The organism is Tardiphaga sp. 20_F10_N6_6, from assembly GCF_052076045.1.
Taxonomy (GTDB): domain Bacteria; phylum Pseudomonadota; class Alphaproteobacteria; order Rhizobiales; family Xanthobacteraceae; genus Tardiphaga; species Tardiphaga robiniae.
In genome coordinates this window covers 4632145-4651845 of the sequence record NZ_CP197239.1, presented here as the reverse complement: position 1 = coordinate 4651845, position 19701 = coordinate 4632145, and the positions used below count along the sequence as shown (strand labels likewise).

At 57.0% G+C, this 19701-nt stretch carries 15 protein-coding genes and 1 tRNA gene; 6 read left to right on the top strand and 10 right to left on the bottom strand.

The genetic code is table 11. From position 1 onward, the window contains the following. Positions 1–414 precede the first annotated feature (414 nt). Positions 415–2634 (top strand): CHAT domain-containing protein, encoded by a 2220-nt coding sequence (locus tag AB7813_RS22305; RefSeq protein ID WP_441228396.1) that lies wholly within the window; start codon positions 415–417, stop codon positions 2632–2634. A gap of 140 nt (positions 2635–2774) precedes the next feature. Beyond that, a complete protein-coding gene (locus AB7813_RS22300) occupies positions 2775–5735 on the top strand; it encodes a TrlF family AAA-like ATPase (protein WP_441228395.1) in 2961 nt (986 codons plus the stop codon). 2 nt (positions 5736–5737) lie between these two features. Here the strand turns inward: AB7813_RS22300 and AB7813_RS22295 are convergent, their stop codons facing one another. The 4 genes from AB7813_RS22295 to AB7813_RS22280 form a co-directional block, all read right to left on the bottom strand. Beyond that, the gene (locus tag AB7813_RS22295) at positions 5738–7444 is read right to left on the bottom strand and encodes a S8 family serine peptidase (protein ID WP_441228394.1); all 1707 of its coding nucleotides are present in this window, start codon (positions 7442–7444) and stop codon (positions 5738–5740) included. A gap of 447 nt (positions 7445–7891) precedes the next feature. Further along, positions 7892–8233, bottom strand: a complete 342-nt coding sequence (locus AB7813_RS22290) for a hypothetical protein (RefSeq protein WP_441228393.1) — start codon at positions 8231–8233, stop codon at positions 7892–7894. An 868-nt stretch (positions 8234–9101) separates the two neighbouring features. Continuing rightward, entirely contained in the window at positions 9102–9851 is a 750-nt protein-coding gene (locus AB7813_RS22285; RefSeq protein WP_120286898.1) for an outer membrane beta-barrel protein, read from the bottom strand. 249 nt (positions 9852–10100) lie between these two features. After that, positions 10101–10403 carry a hypothetical protein gene (locus AB7813_RS22280; RefSeq protein WP_441228392.1) on the bottom strand — a complete coding sequence of 101 codons (303 nt, stop codon included), beginning with the start codon at positions 10401–10403 and terminating at the stop codon, positions 10101–10103. A gap of 609 nt (positions 10404–11012) precedes the next feature. Between AB7813_RS22280 and AB7813_RS22275 the strand changes: the two genes are divergently transcribed. Further along, on the top strand, positions 11013–11303 hold the full coding sequence (locus tag AB7813_RS22275; protein WP_120286890.1) for an HdeA/HdeB family chaperone: 291 nt from the start codon (positions 11013–11015) through the stop codon (positions 11301–11303). Positions 11304–11329: 26 nt separating this feature from the next. Next, complete coding sequence (locus tag AB7813_RS22270) at positions 11330–11623, top strand: HdeA/HdeB family chaperone (RefSeq protein WP_120286889.1); 294 nt, start codon at positions 11330–11332, stop codon at positions 11621–11623. Positions 11624–13149: 1526 nt separating this feature from the next. On the opposite strand, the gene AB7813_RS22265 is transcribed toward AB7813_RS22270, so the two are convergent. Beyond that, on the bottom strand, positions 13150–14415 hold the full coding sequence (locus AB7813_RS22265; protein ID WP_441228391.1) for a tyrosine-type recombinase/integrase: 1266 nt from the start codon (positions 14413–14415) through the stop codon (positions 13150–13152). A 174-nt stretch (positions 14416–14589) separates the two neighbouring features. Here AB7813_RS22265 and AB7813_RS22260 point away from each other — a divergent pair, with 174 nt between their 5' ends. Then, positions 14590–15042, top strand: a complete 453-nt coding sequence (locus tag AB7813_RS22260) for a hypothetical protein (protein WP_309940721.1) — start codon at positions 14590–14592, stop codon at positions 15040–15042. Here AB7813_RS22260 and AB7813_RS22255 read toward each other — a convergent pair. The 3 genes from AB7813_RS22255 to AB7813_RS22245 all read right to left on the bottom strand — a co-directional run bounded on the left by AB7813_RS22255 (position 15033) and on the right by AB7813_RS22245 (position 16522). Continuing rightward, positions 15033–15626 (bottom strand): SCO family protein, encoded by a 594-nt coding sequence (locus tag AB7813_RS22255; RefSeq protein ID WP_089266787.1) that lies wholly within the window; start codon positions 15624–15626, stop codon positions 15033–15035. The genes AB7813_RS22260 and AB7813_RS22255 overlap by 10 nt on opposite strands. A 33-nt stretch (positions 15627–15659) precedes the next feature. After that, positions 15660–15821 carry a hypothetical protein gene (locus AB7813_RS22250; protein ID WP_244628370.1) on the bottom strand — a complete coding sequence of 54 codons (162 nt, stop codon included), beginning with the start codon at positions 15819–15821 and terminating at the stop codon, positions 15660–15662. Positions 15822–16063: 242 nt separating this feature from the next. After that, complete coding sequence (locus AB7813_RS22245) at positions 16064–16522, bottom strand: hypothetical protein (RefSeq protein ID WP_089266785.1); 459 nt, start codon at positions 16520–16522, stop codon at positions 16064–16066. A gap of 256 nt (positions 16523–16778) precedes the next feature. Between AB7813_RS22245 and AB7813_RS22240 the strand changes: the two genes are divergently transcribed. Next, complete coding sequence (locus tag AB7813_RS22240) at positions 16779–18437, top strand: FAD-binding dehydrogenase (protein WP_441228390.1); 1659 nt, start codon at positions 16779–16781, stop codon at positions 18435–18437. Between the two features lie 12 nt (positions 18438–18449). On the opposite strand, the gene corA is transcribed toward AB7813_RS22240, so the two are convergent. Together corA and AB7813_RS22230 are read right to left on the bottom strand one after the other, a co-directional pair. Next, entirely contained in the window at positions 18450–19457 is a 1008-nt protein-coding gene (gene corA, locus AB7813_RS22235) for a magnesium/cobalt transporter CorA (RefSeq protein ID WP_439065648.1), read from the bottom strand. 110 nt (positions 19458–19567) lie between these two features. After that, positions 19568–19641: transfer RNA gene (locus AB7813_RS22230), tRNA-Gly, on the bottom strand. Between the last annotated feature and the right edge of the window lie 60 nt (positions 19642–19701).

Here is a 19701-nt window from a genome sequence, read left to right as displayed (position 1 = left end):
ACATTCTCATTCCTCTCGCTTTGCTCCGCACACAAAGCATCGAGGAAATTGGATCACAGGCGCCCGAACGGCAGTCGCCATGCCTTCTCGAGTTCGGCAATGATCGGAGCGGTCACGCTTTCATAAACACATCGGCTGTTATTATTCGTCTTTCTCATGACTTGGGCTGCGCGTGCAACCTACTAACCATGCGGCAATGAGCGAGGATCGACGGTCAGGACCGTAAAGCAGCGTGAGGAGCGGGCCGGAACGTAGCGACGACGCGGCCGTTGCGTTTCCGCGCATTCATGGGCTTGGTCTTGACGGCCGACGGGCGACAGCGCTCCTGAAAAGGATTTTCTTCCACTCGATCAGCGCTTAACCTAAGGTCGTAGTATCGACGCAGTCGTAACCTTCTGGCCGCAGTGCTCGCACATGAAATTTGATCCGCGCATTTATTTCATGATCGTCGTTCCTGACGGTGATCCTCACGAAGCGACACCACTGCAGGGTTTTGCCCTGAGCCTTTGCAATATGAGCTGGGCGATCAGAGCGGCAGCCGTATTGCCGACCGATATTTTCGAATGGAGCGATGATGGACGCGAAATCATGCTCGCACGGCGTATGTCGGGCACTTCGCCGATCAACTGGTACGGTCAGTCACCGCGCGCCATAAGATCTATGCCACACCCTGTGTGGGCACCATTTACTGTGATCGTCTTGCCGCCGTCTGAAAAAATTGACGATTACGAGGAGTGGCTCAAGTCGTGCCCAATTCGGCCAGTAATGGTTGCTAAGAGCGGCGGTGATTTAGACGAAATCGGTTTAGCGGCACTTCGGGAAAAGTTTTTGGCGCAGTGCGACGCGTTGCAGGCGCATTTAGAGCCTGGCGCAATTGAAGAAGCCAAAGCCGCGATAAGGTCATGGAAGCCTCTGCCGGACAAGCGGCTAGAGTATCAGGTCGGAGGACACAATTCGATACTTCCGAATCTCGTGGCTTTGACAGTGGCTGGCTACGAAGACATGGTCGCCGGACGTTTTGATAAAATCGGCGACGAAATCGATCCGTATGTCGAGCAGATTGTCAAAACAACGAACTCGGTGTTTGCCGAACGCCGCGCGGTCGGTAAGCGAGACGTTCAGCGGATCTATCGTCGTCCGCCGGACCTGAATCTATTTGCGCCTGCAATCTATCCAAAATTTTTCGATATCCCCGCGCCACCGTTCCTAACCGCAGAGGAAAAACGCAAATATCTAAATACGCGGCAACTCTTGAAGAATCAGACCGGTTATGGATTTACCGTCCGCACCGACGCGCAAAAAGACGCACTGGTAGGCCACATATTGAGAGACGACGACGGCAAGATAGAAGCCTCGCCCAATACAATCATGGCACTGCGAGGTGCGGAATGGATGCTCAACACAGATTTAATGGCAGCGCTGTGCTCGTCTGATCTTTCGGCCTGCGTGAGGCTTCCGAATGAAATCAATCGGACCTTAGGTACAGTAAGGAGTTTTGCTGAACACTACAGAAGTGGGCAGGCGACAAGCCGTAAACGTCTGCTTGCATTTCGTGCCGTTCAGGACCGCATATCCGCTTCGGTGCCACGAGAGTTTCACGAATTGATCCGGCAGAGCGAAAGTGGAATTCGTGTCGTTTCAGATGCGCATCTTGAGTGGATCGATCTTGATGGGCTGCCGCTATTCCTGAGGAAAGACTGCACCCGTATTCCGGTTACACCCGGCAATCTTTTTGTCGATCAGCTAGCCGCGCGCCCGATTGTCCACCTGACGTCAGAAAGTTTTAAAGAGATTCTCGTCATTTCGGCGCTAAGCCCAGATGATCCTATCCGGCGTCTTTTCAGGCTCGCGTTTGAAACCTTTGAGCCGCGGTGGCGCGGGAAGCTGTCGGTAAAGTTCGTTGATGTCGCGTCGGAGAGCGAGCTTGTCGACGCTTTCAACGCGTATAGCGGTCCCATGGTGATCTTCGATGGCCACGGAAGCCATTCGCAAGACGAACCCGCGATGCTTCATCTCGGAGATACAAACCTAGATGTATGGAGGCTTCGTGGAAAGATCGAGAATATGCCGCCGATCGTCGTGCTCAGCGCATGCGACACACATGCTGCTGACCGCAATCACGCGACAACGGCGAACGGCTTCATCCAGCTTGGGGCTAGAACCGTCCTATCGTCGGTCTTTCCGCTACTCGCCCAGGATGCGGCGTTGTTTACAGCAAGACTGGTATATCGCGTCGCAGAATATATTCCCGCTGCGTTAAAAAGCTACGATCAGGCGATCACCTGGACGGAAATCATTTCAGGAATGCTGCGGATGCAGCTTCTGACGGACTTTTTGCGTTTATTGGAGAGCAAAGGGCTGATCGACGACGCTGCTTATCGAGAAATTCACTTGGAAGGGAACATGGCTATCAACGGGCGCGTCGATGATCCGTTCGCCCATTTGATCGACAATCTTGAAGGTCGAGGTCTGGCCCGAAGCGATATGAACAGGTACCTGGAGCTGGCAGTAGCGAATTCGAGTGTCATTAGCTATCTGCAAATAGGCCGCCCCGAGACGATCATCATCGATAGCGCTGATCGCTTTGGCAACCAGCTCAAAGAAATGCAAGACGCAAGCGAACTGGAAGCGTAGAGCGGGACATTTCCATAAAAACACACCAAGCGGTAGCGTCAGGTTCGTGCCTTTGGCCGATGGAATGTGCCCGGCGACCGGCCTATAAGTATCAAAAGAGCCAATCAGGGGAATCGTCTGTGTCAGTGGGCAGTGTTTCAATGGTCAAGCGCGGATCGGAGTGGCATCGCTGGGAGCCGCACATTCACGCTCCGGGCACGATCCTCAACGACGGATACACCGGGGCTGGAGCTTGGGATGCCTTTTTATCCGCGTTAGAGTCAGCACAGCCGCCGATCAGGGCGATAGGGCTGACCGACTATTGCTCAATCGAGACGTACAAATTGCTTCGTGCCGCGAAAGACAGGGATGGCCGCCTGAAAGACTGTGAGGTCGTTTTTCCAAATGTCGAGTTGCGGCTCGACGTTGGCACCAAAAAGGGAAATCAGGTCAATATTCACCTGCTCGTGAATCCGGACGCCGAAAATCACATCGAAGAACTGGAACGGTTTCTCGGTCGTCTCAAATTCAGTGCGCACGAAGACGAGTTTGCGTGTACCCGCGCTGATCTGATCCGGCTGGGGCGAAAGCACGACCCGAAGGTCAAGCTTGATGCCGAGGCACTGGCAGTAGGCGTCAATCAGTTCAAGATTTCGCAGAAAGAACTGTTGGAGCAACACGAAGCCATAGGCTGGGCAAAAGAAAATATCTTGATTGCCGTCGCTGGTGGTGCTGACGGAACGTCTGGCGTGCAAGAAGCGGCCGACGCGATTGTGCGAGAAGAGATCGAAAAGGGCGCTCACGCTATATTTGCGAGTAGCCCCAAGCAGAGGGAATTCTGGCTCGGGCGCGGGAAGCAGTCGGGCGAGGCGATCCGGCAGAGGTATGGATCGTTGAAGCCATGCCTGTGGGGATGTGACGCTCACGAACTTTCAAAAGTCGCCAAGCCAGACAATGACAGGTTCTGCTGGATCAAGGGACTGCCACGCTTCGATACTCTGAAGCAGGCTTGCATAGATCCCGCCCGTGCATTTGTCGGTGATGCCGCTCCTTCATGGGCAGCCCCGTCCCAGGTGATCTCTGATGTGATTATAACGGAAGGTGAATGGGCGTTGACGCCTCACATCCAGCTAAACCCTGGGTTTGTCGCAATCATTGGCGCGAGAGGCTCAGGTAAAACTGCTCTAGCGGACATGATCGCTGCCGGATGCGACGCATATGACGAGTCCGAGGAGCGACCGTCGTTTCTCGAACGTGCGAGGGAGCATTTAGGCGAGACCTCGGTTGAGCTTAGGTGGCTCGATGGCAGGCAAACGGAGCCCCGCGTTCTTGCCGACCCGATTGATCAATCGTCGGATGTATTTCCGCGCGCCAGGTATCTGTCACAGCAGTTTGTCGAGAAAATCTGCGGAATTGACGGCATGCCCGAATTAGTGCGGGAGATTGAGCGCGTCATCTTTGAGGCACATTCTGAGATCGAGCGTGATGGAGCCTACGATTTCGAAGAGTTGCGAGAGCTTAAATCTAGCATTTTCCGTGAGGCTAGATCGGACGAAGAGGATGCGCTTCAGGACGTGTCGGATCAAATCGGCATTGAATTGGAGAAAAACCGGCAGCTCGCCAGCCTGAAACGCCAGGCGGCAGATAAGAAGAAGCTGCTGGCCCAATATAATGCAGACAAGAAATCCTTAATGCCGAAAGCGCCAAGCAAGCACGCTGATCGCTTGCAGGTGATAGAGGCTGCTGCAATCAAAGCTCAGCAAAACTTACGGGTCTGGGTCAATCGTCAGCAGGCTCTTACGGGCATTAACAATGAGGTCGGCAACTTTCGAACGAATGAGGCGCCGAGTTCTCTGCGGAGCATGAAGAGCCGCAATCAAAACCTGGGTTTCGATGATGACAGCTGGAAGCCATTCCTCCTTGAATTTTCCGGCGATGTGGATGCCGTCATTCAAGCGAAGCTGAAGGAAGCGGAAAGAATCGCCAACGGTTGGAGAGGAGTGAAACCAAGAGAACCGGCAGATAGCGACGCCTCCTTTATTTTGGCAGATGCTGATCTTGCCCGGCAGCCATTGGCGCTCCTGGAAGCGGAGAAGCAACGGCTTCAAAGGCTGGTGGCCGCAGATACGGAGACGTTGAAGCGTCTGGCGGCTATAACGAAGAAGATAAGCGAAGAAACTATTATTCTTGAAAGTCTGAACGAGCGGATAAGCGATTCAGAAGGAGCCAAGGCTCGCGCGAAAACTTTGGTGGCCGAGCGCGAAGCTGGTTATGGGCGCGTGTTCGATGCCATTTTGGCGGAAGAGGTGATTCTCAACGAACTCTATTCCCCACTGATGTCCCGGTTGACCGGTGCTGCCGGCAGCCTCGCCAAATTATCGTTCTCGGTAACCCGGGTGGCCGACCATGAGAAATGGGCCAACCGTGGTGAAGACGAGCTGTTTGATTTGCGCGGTGGTCCGTTCAAAGGCATCGGATCACTTGCTAAAATTTCGGGCGCTGTGCTCAGGCCTGTTTGGGAAACCGGAAGCGCCGAAGACGTGGCTACTGCGATGCAAGGGTTTCGTGATGAGTACGAGGAAACTCTGCTGGCGAATGCGCCCATGTCCAAAGCGGCAGATCCTGAACACTATCGAGCCTGGACGCGCCGGTTTGCGCAATGGCTCTATGGTACTGACCACATCACAATCCGCTACGGCATACTTTATGATGGCGTCGATATCAGAAAGCTATCGCCTGGAACGAGAGGCATTGTCGTTTTGCTGCTGTACCTGGCGCTCGATCAGAACGAGGTTTGCCCACTGATCATTGACCAGCCCGAGGAAAACCTCGATCCGAAATCAATTTTCGACGAATTGGTTCCGCTGTTTGAAGATGCCAAACTGCGACGGCAAGTGATTATGGTCACTCACAATGCCAATCTTGTGATCAACGCGAATGCTGACCAAATTATTATCGCCAGAAGCGGGAGCCATACGGCGGATGGGCTTCCCCCCATCTCCTATAATGGTGGGGGATTGGAAGAGGCAGATGTGCGGGAACGCGTAAGCGAAATTCTTGAAGGCGGGAAAGAAGCCTTCAAGGAAAGAGCGAGAAGGTTGAGAATTTCATTCTCGCGATGATCTTAGACCTCGATCTCGATCGGGACGCCGATCTTGGTGGCGACGGGAGTATAAATATCCGTCTCCACGTTCGGCGTCTCGATGGTGACAACGAGCGAGTATCTGGCTGACTTTTTCCAGCCATCGAGCTGAGGCCGTTTGTTCCACCAACCCATGGTCGGGTAAATCGCGATGTGCCCACGGGAGGCCAGATCGACCGCGCGGCCTCGCCATGTATCGCAATGCAGCGACCCGATAGAAGTGAATGAACGGTTGGCATAGCCAAACCGCCAGCCCGGATCACCGAGACCAGCAGCTTCATAATCTTCTTCGCGCGCCGCCCGGTTGATCCGCTGTGCGAACGCGGGCACGGCTTCGAGCGGCTTTCGAACGGCAAATCGTAAGCCGTGAGACTGATAGCCATATTTAGGCGTCCAGCCGCGGGCTCCCGGGCTCGGTTCAACGAAGTAAGACAGCGTCACGCGCATGACGACTTCGGTGTTCTCGAGGGCTGCTAGTTCTTCTGTGGGCCAGGGCAGTGCGTGTAACCGCATCTCTCGCGTTTTCACGCGCTTTTGCTGGTCTTCCTCGTCTTTGAAGAACGGCTGAAGGCTGCTTTGAACAATCAGCGTCAGGGAATTATCGAGGCTGGATAGAAGTTTCCGCATGTTTGGAACGCCGTGTCCGTAACAGCGGACCAGATTCCTCAAATCGATTTGGCCATTCTCGGTTGAGGACGCCAGCATTTCAGGCGTCCAGTCCGCTGAGTGCACCATCAGAGCGCGAACCGTCTCAGGCGTTAGATCGGGATATTTTGCCCAGACCATAGCGGCGAAGCGTGAAGCGAGCGCCGTGGCCGCACTTGTATCTCCGAAGCTTGTAAGAGAACGCCCGATAGAACGGTTTTTGCTGGCACTGATGAGCTGCAAGCTAGGGTCGATGTAATCGGGGTCTTGGAATTCCGGATTGCGACCCATATTCCCGGCTTCCATCACCAGGTCTGGCTTAATGGGCCATTTCCCCCAGGTCATTGACGTGCAGCTGGACGGTGAGAGATCGCCGCTAGCGGCGAGGGGCGTCCAGCCGGGATACTTAGTCGCGTCAATCTGGGCCTTTGTGGTGTAGCCTCCCACGGTCAAGGCGTTCCAGGATTGCGCTGGATCGTGGATGCCGTCAGTCATGTTTGAAGTCGGATACAGATGGCGGTTTTCCGCATCGGTGTTACCGCCTGACAGGATGATGAGACGCCCGCTGGCATCGTCATCGCCGCGTGCAAGAGAGTCCACGGCTGCGGACCATGACGATGGCTTGCCCCGATCCCGGCTATCGGTGGCGGTCACTGCCATGCAGAACACGCGCTGACGCTCGGGTATGACCTCGACGCGATAAGCGCTCTCTTGTGTTACCGCGCCATACAGCTCGGGGTCGTGCGGATCAGCCTGTTGGACGATTTTAACAGACTCAAGCCGGTGCGTCGTCGAAACAGGACCCTCACCCGTAAAGGCGTCGGTGAGATCGCCGAATGCGGCGAGGGCAGCCATTGGGGTGCCGTGATCTTGCCAGTCGTTCTTGCCCCAGGCTGGCTTGTAGCTGTGCATGTCCGCTTCAGCGGCAACTGTGGTCAGAAGCGGATGGCCATGATCGACACCGGAATCGAGAATGCAGACATACGGAGCGTTCGCGGCTGCGGGCGTAAGACGGGCGACGAAGGCCTGTAGGTCAAGACGCATTGCACATTCCACGCACCGTCTGATCGAGCCGGACAGCGCGCTGTCGGCGAGCGAGATGCATGCTGCTGCACGTGGGCTATTTCCGGCCGATCAGCTTCGGCAAGCTCGCTCGGTTGTTCGGCGAGAGATCGGCCGCGATGTGATCGGCATCTGCGCCGAGACTTGATCGGCTCCGGTCGGCGGGCGTCCGGCCCGGCGCACCCTGCACCTACGTCACCACAATGGCATTCCTGACGCTCGGGTTTGACCCCTGCACGCCTGCCGGACATAACAGCCGACCTAGAACCTGCTCAGCAAGGACAATCTATACGCGGGATGTTTTACTGATGGTTGGCAGGCATAGAGGATCCATAATTGTGAGAGTCCGCAACGCGCGGCCAAACCGTCCCCGAAGCGCAAGTTTGCTCGACTGAGTGGATGATCTCACCCAGTCCAGCAACCTCGGCTTTACTGGCAATTATACATAATGCCATCGCCGCCCTTGATCGCAGTGCCCGGCGTACAGCCGATACCATTGCGCGCAGCGTAGTCGCTCCAGCTCGCATAGCTGAATCCGGGGCCGCTCCATGGCCCATCATAATGGTAGGCCCTCACGGCGTACCAAGGCAGCCCGGCCGCAGTGTAGTAGTGGCTTCCGAGATAACCTCTCCTGATGTAGACGCGGGTCTGTGCCTCCGCCTGACTAACTGTCAGTGATAAGCCACTTTGCTCAGTCCAGCCCGGCGACAGCAGCGTCGCAGAAGCCAGGCTTGCAGCAGCAATAACCATTGTTCGCAGAGTCGTTCTCATGCCTTCTTCCTCCGTTGTGCTCGTCCCCTCTTCAATCCTTAATTTTGCAGCGGAGATTACGTTGATCTAGATCAAGCAATTTTCCCGGGCGAGGATTGTGCTTCATCATGGGGCGGGCAGCGGTGATGGAGAAACCCATGAAGCAGGCAAATCTGATTAAGGCTTCGGTTGCGATCGCGACCTTTGTGTGTGCCGCCTTGTTCTCATTCAGCTGGTCTGAGCAACGCGGCGTATCGCTCTTAGTCGATAAGGCGGAGGCAAGGGTTGGTCGGCCACTGACGCCCGTAAGCGTCGCTGGAGTTGCGCGCCGACAAAACCGGCGGGCTGCATACGGGTATGGCGGAGGTGTTGTGCGCGCGGGAGTCGGTGTTGCCGCCGTTGGCACAGCAGCAGCCGTTGCCGCCAATCAGCCTTGGGGAGGGGGCAGCGGTCCTTCCGTAGGTACCGGATACTACGGTGGTCCTCTCTCTGCCCGGGCGGCTTACCAGGAAGGCCCTGCTAGCGGTCCTTATTGTACTCCTGGCGCGCTTTATGTTGCGTCGGATGGCTTAGTGCAGGTGTGTCGGTAAGCTCGATTGAAGAAACGGCGGCTCTCCAGCCGCCGTTTTATCCCCGCTAAGTCGCAGCGCCGTTCTCATCTGACTGTCCAGTCCCATGACTTGCTTCAAGCCAAGTAAAAAATCTTACACTTGGCCCAGCGGAAATCGAAGTCGCCGGGGTCCGTTTCCCTACGCATCCGCGATTCCACCATTTGCAATGGTGCGCGCAGGTCTGTCGCAAGTAAACGCTATGTAACTCATTGTCGCAAATTCACTGCTGTGAAGGGCCGGACAGTGGCCGGTCCTTCACGCGTTGATGCGTCGACTAGTCAGTACTTGGCAACCACACTACCCGGGCCGCCGAAGCGATAATTTATGCGTAGCGTGACTAGATCGACGTCTTGTCCAATCCGGTTAGCTGCACCGGCTAGAATGGGATTGGGCACCGAGAACGAGTTATTTGCATCCCCCATGAAGAGACGATCGTATTCGATACCGAAGGACCAGTTTGGCGCGAAGCCATATTCCCATCCGATACCAACGACGCCGCCCCATCGAGTTGCGCTAGCCGACGCCACGTTGATGCCGCTCGCCGTATTCCATACGTCCAGGCGGCTTCTTGCGGTCGCAGCGCCGCCTTTCAGGTAAAATAGGGAGGCATTCCAAGCATAACCAATCTGGCCCGTGATGAGGCCAAGCGCATCCACTTTGACGCCCGTCGAATAGACAGGGTTGAGTGTACTAACGCTGGATCCCGTGAGATCCGCCCAATCGCCTTGACCTTCGAGGCCGAAGACAAATTGTCCAGACTGCCAACGATAACCGACCTGACCACCAAAAACCCCTCCCGAGCGGTCGGCACAGCCGTCTGCGATCGTTGCACCAGCCAATGGGACAATACCCCAGCAGTTGCGACTAGATCCCCAGCCGCCATTTATGCCGATATAGAAACCTGTCCAGTCATAAACGGCGGCCGCGACAACAGGTGGTGCTTTGTATGCTCGAACAGGAAGATCAGCAGCAATAGCCGGTACTGACATCCCAACTAGTCCAATAGTAGCTAGCAAGTGCCTTTTCATGATCTGCATCCTCACTTCTTGAGAAGAATGGGTCACTATTTGAGCAACATAGGCGTCGCGGATTGGATGACGCGTGCCAGAATGGCAACACTCAAGAGAATTTACTACTGCCGGATGATTTTGCACTGCGGCTCATCCTGCCGTTAAGCTGGGGTTCTGACTACCAACCAGACGCAGTCCGCAGGACTGGACTGCCTATCGGGTCGCAGGACTGAAGGCCCCAATAGCACGGGGCATTCGACCGGGGTTCTAGGTCGGCGTGTCGTTCTCTGACTGATCGATCGCGTGGCTCGCTTCAAACCATATAGAAATCTTGTCCGACGGAATTGCCGCTCGCGGACGATAAGGATTGATAGTGCCTGCGGTCACGATCAGCCCTGCGTCAAACTTCTGTCGCGCAAACGCCTTCGCTTCCGCCTCGGTTTTGAAGATCTTGCTTAGTCGGGGATTTCGCCGGCGTACCAATGTGCCGCTCTTTGGCACTTCAAATGTGACATACCAAATGTAAGTCATTTTTGGTCCACACGGCGCAGCAAAGCTCTGGTTGACCACCGCATTTTCTCGCGAAAAGGGCGTCCGGTTGCGCCGACCTGACCTCAAATGAGCGTCTTACTATGAAGTCGTCGGCCGCAAACCCGCGAGCAACCGGGTATCCCACACGCGACTTCCAAGCAGTTGCGCAGATGAGAACCACGCGTCTGCACGCCGCAAACGCCCATTGCAAGGGCAGTCTGTGGCCCATGCTTGTGACGCAGCGAATCCCTTCGCGGTCGTAATACGCGGGTCGAGGGTCTTACTGGTAGGCAGCGCAGACGCCGGCCTGCCATCGCACACATCTGCGAACCGCGCGCCGAGTTTGGCGGACCGTCGTCCGCGCTACGCATATACCGTCTATTCGCGTTCGGCCGGGGCCGCATCCGACCGCGATCTCGTGCACCATAGCGTCTGGTCGAGGGACGGGCGTCGGTGTCATGCCATATGCAGAAGACGCGATCGATAACCCAAGCAGAACTAATGCTTCTGATCTGAACATAATACTTCTCCATCGATATCCGGTCGGGCCGATGGCTCATTTGCATATGAAATGTTGCGCCGACTATTGAGGTAGATCAACACTTGGCCCGGCGAACCCGCGAAAGTGCTCGCATCAAGGAGCCCATCATGAGGAAGCTGGCCTACTTTCCCCTCGTCGGTATACTTTTGTCATCAACGACGCACGCTCAAGTAACCGTGGACATGGCCCGCGTTAGCTGCGCGCAGTACATGGCGCTGTCAGCCTCAGACTCAGCTGTCGTCTCGGCATGGATGAGTGGCTGGTTCAATCAGAAGTCCGGCTATGTCTACGTGGACCTGGATGCATATACCAGGAATGTCGCGAACCTAAAGTCTTGGTGCGCTTCCCATCCAAGCCAAACAGTTATGTCGGGACTTCAGCAGTCGATAAGCCGATAGCAATCATAACCAAGGACGGTGAGAGTATGTATAGGCTCATTGTGTCATGTTTGGTCGTGTTAATGAGCGTCGGACTTTTGCCGGCCAACGCGCAGGTTACGATCGACCTTTCGCAGGTCACTTGCGGGCAATTTTTGAAGATGGATGCGGAACGCCAAGCGCTGGTGGGCTGGTGGATGAGCGGTTATTTCAGCGCAACCAAGAACCTCAACGAGTTGGATCTGCGGTACGTCAAACGGAACGCTAAGGTTGTCACAGAGTACTGCAAAACAAACAAGAGCAACACCGTTATGAATGCGATGCAAAAGAACTGGCGATAAGCGCGCGGCGCGGGAAGATCATGATCGGGAAGAAGCCCTGAGGAAGTCTAGAAACGTCAGCGATATGCCTAAAAGCAAGAGGCGCGGGCGGCGACTCGTTTCGACGCTGCGAGCACAGCTTCCCGAAAGTTAAGGGAAATCGCTTGAAGGGATGGGAGGATTCGAACTGCCATATTGCGCAAACCAGGTACGCACCAAAGGCCTGCCCAAGCTTGGTTCAAAGCTCAAGGTGCTTCCAGTTCAGTGCGATTTGATGGCCGGTGGAGACCAGATAAAGTAAAATGGCCGCCCCAAAGGGCGCCATTTTCACTCTTCCGTTGATTGCGGGGATGGGATTGAACCTATGTCCTCCAAGTTATGAGCCTGACGAAACCTGCGTTGCCGTCCCGCCAGAGCGAAGATGATAGCTTCTGTTCAAATCGCACCGCCAGGAAACTCTTATTCAGAAAGCGGGCGGATCGATTCTGATTCGTCATACTATCATGATGAAACAGGAGGACGATTGTGCCTAGTGCCAGAAATAAGGCAGCTATCAAATCGAGAAAGGAATTGGCTCTGCTGGCCTCAAGAAGCGAGGATGCGAGAGACGCCCGCATTGCGAAGCGAGCGTTGGCCCGCCTCGCTGACGGCTCCGAGAAATCTTTCAGCGTTAAGGAAGTCGATGAGCTTCTGGAAACGCACTCAACCGATCGCAAGCGGAAACAAGCGCTGACCAAATCAGGACGCTGACGAGGCACTCACTGTAGGAACCGTCCAGCAGAGCTGGCGTCGCCATCAGAATTCAACATCGGAAAAGTCTTTGTCAGGTCCGGCGCCGATTGCTCGATCAAGATCGTCGACTAGCCAAAGCTGTCGTCGGCCCTCTTTTACCCGAGGCCAAGGGTACTCCTTGCCCACACGCTTCAAAAAGCCCTCGACTGTACTTTCGCCTACGTACCCAGCAGCCAACTCAGCGCGCATTCGTCGTGGCCATGATCCGGGCGGGATAAGCGAGGGGCGAAGGGGGCGCGTCACGATATCCCCCGCGAGCAGATTTTACATGGCCGGGGACCAAGTTGGGGACGCCGAATCAACGGACGTGAAATGAACATATATGTCAGATACTTATAATAAATTGGCGGAGATAGTGGGATTCGAACTCTGCTTCGATCGGGCGGCAGTATTTGGCGAAAGGCTCTCGATCTGTGCCTTCGAAGGCCAGAGGTTGCGCCGAAATTGAGTGCTAAGGTCGGGCGCAGTGGCGATCGAACCGAGTCTCCCATCGCTGTCTCCGCAAAATGTAATTTTCAAACTGTCGGCCGGAGACTTTCGCGATTTTGTGGGTGCGCGGGGTCTATTGCGCCAGCCAGAGACTTTGCCGAATGCGCGAAAGCCCGCAGAATGCGGGCCTTTCTCGGCGGGTCGGGCGTTCTGGCCGAATGCCCGGACTGCTTGGCTGGGGCGGGAGGATTCGAACTCGCACATGGCGCTTCGAAGAGAGTGGCACTGCAGTGACACCTTCCCCATTGTCGCAAAGTCGTTGGCTTTCACCCTGCGCGCGACACCTGAGCCAGAGTAAAAACGTTGCTTGATTGTTCGGACCCTTTGATAATCCCCGTCAACCGGCTGTCCCAGGCTTCCAAAGCAACGCGCTTTTGAGGGATCAGATCAGATCTGACATAATGTTTCACCAATGTTCGCGTGTTTTTATCCCCTGGCTCGTGACCGAGTACTGCAGCTACGATGTCATAGTTGATGCCAATATCGATAAGTTGGGTTGCAACGGTTCTTCTCAAGTCATGAGACACAAAATGATCGAGGGGAATTTGCTTTCTCCTGGTGACGATTGCCGACCCGACGTCATTTGAGCGAAGCGCCGCTCCGGTCTCATTGACAAAAAGCGGACCATCTTTCGACAAACGCAGGCGCTTACTCAAAATTTCCTTAGCGACGCCAATGATTGGGGTGACACGCAGCTTTTTGTTCTTTGATCGAGCCGAAGGGAGTGTCCAGAGCCATTCCACTTGATTCAATTCTTCGGCTCGCATGCCCGCTGTTTCGCCAATCCGCGCACCCAGACAGAGCTGAAGCCGAAGGGCATCAGCCATGTCATCAGTGAGATCAGACGCCTCAAGCCAATTCCAAAAGATTTGAATCTCTTCCGGAGACAAAAGGCGGTCTCTGGCTTCGCCCGAACTGTAGGCCTTAAGACCACGGATAGGGCTCTCAGGTACAATATCCTGTGACGTCGCCCAGTTGAACATTGCCCCGATCGATTGCCTTTGTTTCTCAGCCTCGCGAGGCGCTCCCCGATCGGAGACGGCGTCCAAAAGTCGGCGAAGATCTCGTCGCTTGATGTCCTCGGCGGGCTGTTCAGCCAAGCTGACCAGAGCACGTTTCAACCGCAGGCGAATCTCGTGTCGCGTTCGCAACTTTCCACAGGCCCTCTTGATATACTCCTCGATAAGATTTCCAACGGTAGTGCGGGATGCCTGCTCCGCTCTTTCCTCGGCTTCCTGGGCGAGCAAGTCCTTACCAAGTTGCGCGGCGCTGGTAAGGGCGGCGGCACGAGCTCGTGCTTCCTCAAGGCTGACAGCAGGGAAGGCTCCAAGAGCCTTCCTCTTTACGGTCGACGTTCCCCTAATCCGATAAGCAGCTTCCCAACCCTTCGCACCAGATGAAGCTACCCGCACGCCGAGGCCGGGGCAGCGGACATCCGAGACCCGGTACGCTTCCGATGCGGGTTTCAGCGCGTCGACAGTCCGGTGGGTCAGCACAGTTCGACGAGGGCCCGTGCGTGTTACGTCTTTCAAGTGAGACATCCTTCCAATCCATCGCAACACCATCGCAACAAGTTCACCAGCTCAGAGCGAACAAGTCGGGACGGCAGCAAACATCAGCAGAGTAATAACCTATTGTTATTGCTTGGCAAATTTGGACGACCACAGATATAAGCGGACGTCCATGGACGGTACTTAAAAGGATGGATGCAGACCTGGGCCGTGCATATGCGCGATCCCCGAAAACTGTGGAACGAAGCCGGTGCGCGGGGATTCCTCGCACTCAACATCGTCTTCGGCGGCAATATCCTGACGTCGCTGGCTTTTACGGTGCTGGTCGTCAAACTTATCGCCTGCCTGCTGCTTGCCGATAGCACCCTGCTGCTTGGCGACCGGCTGTCGTCACTGCACGTGCTGGCCATCGCCTGCGGCTTCATCGCGACCTGCATCCTGGGCCTCACCGGCCTGATGCGCCGCGGCCGTCTGCGCGACGGCTGGATCCTGGCCCTGACGCCGATTTATTGGGGATGTCTCTCGATCGCGACCTGGCGCGCGCTGTGGCAATTCTGGACCCGGCGCCATCACTGGGAAAAGACCGAGCACGGTCTCGTACATCGGACCGGCACGATGGCAGCGAACCGCAGGCGACCTCAGAGATAGCGCTTGAGATCCGTGGCCGCTTCTTCCGGCTTGCGCTTGAGGTTGAACGGCGCGACGAAATTGCCGTCGCGGTCCATCAGATAGATCAGCGCGGTGTGATCCATCGTATAGTCACCGTCCTTGGTCGGCACCTTCTTGGCATAGACGCGGTAGCCGGAAATCACCTTCGCCACCGCATCAGGCGTACCGGTCAAACCCTTCAGATGCGGATCGAAGCTCGACAGATATTCCTTCATGATCGGTGCCGTATCGCGCTCGGGATCGACCGAGACGAAATAGGTATTGATACGATCGGCGTCCTTGCCCATCGCGCGCAGCACTTCCGACATTTCGAACAGCGAGGTCGGGCAGATGTCCGGGCAATGGGTGAAGCCGAAGAAGACCAGCGTCGGCTTGCCCTTCAGGCTCTGCTCGGTGACGGTCTGGCCGGACTGATCGGTGAGCTGGAACGGACCGCCGATCGAGGCCGGTGCGGCGACATTGCGGAAACCGCCCGTCAGCCACAGCACGACCAGCAATCCCGCCGCGAGGCTGCCGGCGAAGGCAGCAATAATGACCAGCGGCCGGGTGGTTCGATCAGTCATGGAATGTTCCCTGAATTGCCCTTTGGCAGCCGATCACATGCAGGCGGCGATGCCGGTCTTGATCATCTCGAAAAATACGGCCGTGCCGTAATGTGCCCACAGCCCGATTGCACCCACCAGAAGGAGCGCTGCGAACGCAGCGGCCGATGCGACAATGACCGACGCAAGCCGTGACGGCGGCTCGGACGCGGGCATCGGGCTCTTAGGCGTCAATAAAGGCTGCACCATCAGACGATCTCAGAACGGCCAAGGCCCGAGATCATTCAAGAGCCCGCCATCCAGGTTCCAGATAGGCTGAGATGACGGCGCGGGCAAGCGCTCCCGGCGCCGCAGGGCATCACGTCATGCTGATGGAATAAAAACCAGATCGGCCTTTAGCTTTTTGTTCTGACGCGTTTTCTTGACGCGAACCGGCATCCACTTCGCTCGAAAACGCTCTAGCGCGCGCTGGAGGCGTGGGCATCCATGTAACAGGGCTTGTACATGCCCATCAGCTGGCGGCCGCGCAGGAAGATCATCTGCGTCTTCAGTCCGCCGCGTTTGGAGATCCAGCGCCGGATCTGCGTCGGATACATCGAATACAACATCTGGGTGGCTTCCGGGTTGGTCACCGCGCGACCATTGGCGCCCATGTCCCAGGCCGCATGAAAGCCGAGATTGGCATTGGAGGTGACGCAGATCCGGTCACGCGGAACCGCGCCGAGCACGATCGTGCAGGCCGAGGCGCACAGGCCATCGATGATCACGGTTTCGCCGGAAGTGCGCAATCCCTGATATCTGTCGACATAGGTTCCGATCCGTCCGCCACGATCATCCGCGATCCGAACCACCGCGTGACTTGCCCCGACGCCCGCGAACAGCAAGACCGCCGCCAGCAAACCCGTAACGAACTTCATGTCCAGCCCCAAAACCTGTCGATCCCGAATCTGAGCGCCCTGGTGATGCAGGGCATCGTCAGCGTGTTGCCAGATCGTGGCTTTGTCCAGACGAGCATGACGCTTCCAATGCGATTCAAATCGAGTGTTGCGCGCGGGATGCACCTCGTTCCGTCGCGGTATCAATCTGAAACAGCGCCGCCCTTCGCGCGCAATTTCCGTTGACCAAAGTTCCCGCGCCGACTTCAATCTCCATTAACAAAATGGGGGAAACAGTATGGCCGTTGATGCGGATGTCATCGTCGTCGGCGGCGGACTCGCGGGCCTTGTCGCGGCTACGGAAATTGCCGATGCCGGCAAGCGCGTTGTCGTGGTCGATCAGGAAGGCGAGCAGAATCTCGGCGGCCAGGCGTTCTGGTCGTTCGGCGGTTTGTTCTTCGTCGACTCGCCGGAACAACGACGCCTCGGCATCAAAGACTCCTATGACCTGGCGATGCAGGACTGGCAGGGCACGGCCGGCTTCGATCGCGATGAAGACCTCTGGCCACGGCGCTGGGCCGAAGCCTATGTCGCTTTCGCCGCCGGCGAGAAACGCGACTGGCTGCGCGCCATGGGCCACCGCGTGTTTCCCGTGGTCGGCTGGGCCGAGCGCGGCGGCTATGACGCGATGGGCCACGGCAATTCGGTTCCGCGCTTTCATGTCACCTGGGGCACCGGACCGGGCATCGTCGAACCGTTCGAGCAGCGTGCGCGCGAGGCACAGAAGAAGGGCCGGCTGAGCTTCAGGTTCCGCCATCGCGTCGATGCGCTCAGCGTCACCAACGGAACTGTCGACGGCGTGAGCGGCGCGATTCTCGAACCATCCAACACCGAGCGCGGCGAAAGCAGTTCGCGCAACGTGATCGGCGACTTCTCGCTGCGTGCGCAAGCCGTGATCGTCGCCTCCGGCGGCATCGGCGGAAATCATGATCTGGTGCGCCAGAACTGGCCAAAGCGTCTCGGCGAACCGCCGAAGCGCATGATCTCCGGCGTGCCCGCCCATGTCGACGGTCGCATGATGGGCATCACGGAAACAGCGGGTGCGCGGCTGATCAATCGCGACCGCATGTGGCATTATGTCGAGGGCATCGAGAACTGGAATCCGATCTGGCCGAAACACGGCATACGCATTCTGCCCGGCCCGTCGTCGATGTGGTTCGACGCCACCGGCAAGCGGCTGCCGGCGCCGCTGTTTCCCGGCTCCGACACGCTCGGCCAACTGCAATACATCCAGTCCACCGGCTATGATTATTCATGGTTCGTGCTGACGCAGGCGATCATCAAGAAAGAGTTTGCGCTCTCGGGCTCCGAGCAGAATCCCGATCTCACCGGCAAGAGCTGGCTGATGACCGCGCGCCGCGCCACCAACAAGAGTGCGCCGGCGCCTGTCGAAGCCTTCAAGGATCACGGCATCGACTTCGTGGTGCGCGACAATCTCGATGATCTCGTCAGCGCCATGAATGCGCTTACCGGCGACAATCTGCTGAAGCTCGACGAGATCCGGACGCAGATCGAGGCGCGTGACCGCACCATGGCCAATCCTTACGTCAAGGATGCGCAGGTAATGAACATCCACAATGCGCGCAAATATATCGGCGACCGCCTGATCCGTACGGCGAAGCCACATCGCATTCTCGATCCCGCACAGGGCCCGCTGATCGCCGTGCGGCTCAACATCCTGACGCGCAAGACGCTGGGCGGTTTCGAGACCGATCTGGACTCGCGCGTATTCGGCAGCAACGGTCAGATCATGCCCGGCCTCTACGCGGTCGGCGAAGCCGCCGGCTTCGGCGGCGGCGGCATGCACGGCTATCGCTCACTGGAAGGCACGTTTCTCGGCGGCTGTCTGTTCACGGGTCGGACGGCGGGACGATCGGCGGCGAAGGCGGTGGGGTGATCGCTTCGTCGATCACAGCCATCCGTTGCGCTTGAAGCGGGTGTACAGGTAACCGCAGATCGCGGCGATGCCGCCCAGCACGACGTAGTAGCCGTAAGCCCATTTCAGCTCCGGCATGTGTTCGAAATTCATGCCGTAGATTCCGGCAATCGCCGTCGGCACCGCCAGGATCGCGGCCCAGGCCGCAAGCCTGCGGGTAATCTCGGTCTGCTGCGACTGCCCTGACATCAAGCTGGCCTCAAAGGCAAAAGCCAGCACTTCCCGCAGCGAGTCGATATCTTCTTCCGCGCGTTTGACGTGATCCAGCACATCGCGGAACAGAGGTTTCATGTCATCGTCGATGAACAGAATATCGATATGTTCGAGTCGGTGACAGACATCGACCAGCGGCCCGACCGCGCGACGCAGCCGCAGCAGCTCGCGGCGCAGCTTGTAGAGCCGCTCGAATTCGGCCCGCGTCAGCATGCGGTGCAGAACGCCATCCTCGAGTTCATCGATCTCGGACAGGATGGATTCGATGACAGGGCGATAGTTGTCGACGATGAAATCGAGAATTGCGTAGAGGATGTAGTCTTCGCCGTGCGTCAGGTTGGTCGGGCAAGCCTCGCACCGCTCGCGGACAGACGCATAGGACGTCGAGGCGCCATGGCGCACGGACACGACGTAGCCTTTACCCAAGAAGATATGCGTCTCGCCGAAAGCAACAGTCCGATCGACCAGTTGCGCCGTTCGCGCGACGATGAAGAGCGCTTCGCCATATTGCTCCACCTTGGGATGCTGATGCGACTTCAGCGCGTCCTCGATGGCGAGCGGATGCAGATCGAATTGCGCACGTAGTTTCTCGAGCAGTTCAAGGGACGGTTCAAACAGTCCGATCCAGACGACATGGCCCGGCTTCTGCGCCCAGACGCCCGCCTCCTCGACGGGGATATCCGCAACACGGCGGCCATTGGCATAGACGCTGGAGGCGACAACGCCGGGGACATTGCCGGCGGTTGCAGCTGAGAGGGGAAACGTCATGCAAGAACCTTGTGTTGTGCGAACAGCAACGGGCGCCTTTGAAGAACGGCGGAAATGCCAAACCGTTCAATCGCCATGCGGCATCGATCATCTGGAATGAATGAGGGGGCTGGAGCGGACGGAGGGAATCGAACCCTCGTATGCAGCTTGGGAAGCTGCCGTTCTACCATTGAACTACGCCCGCATCGTCGCGCCATCTGATCTAGCCGAGACCGGCCGATCCGCCAAGCGGATTGATGGCAGC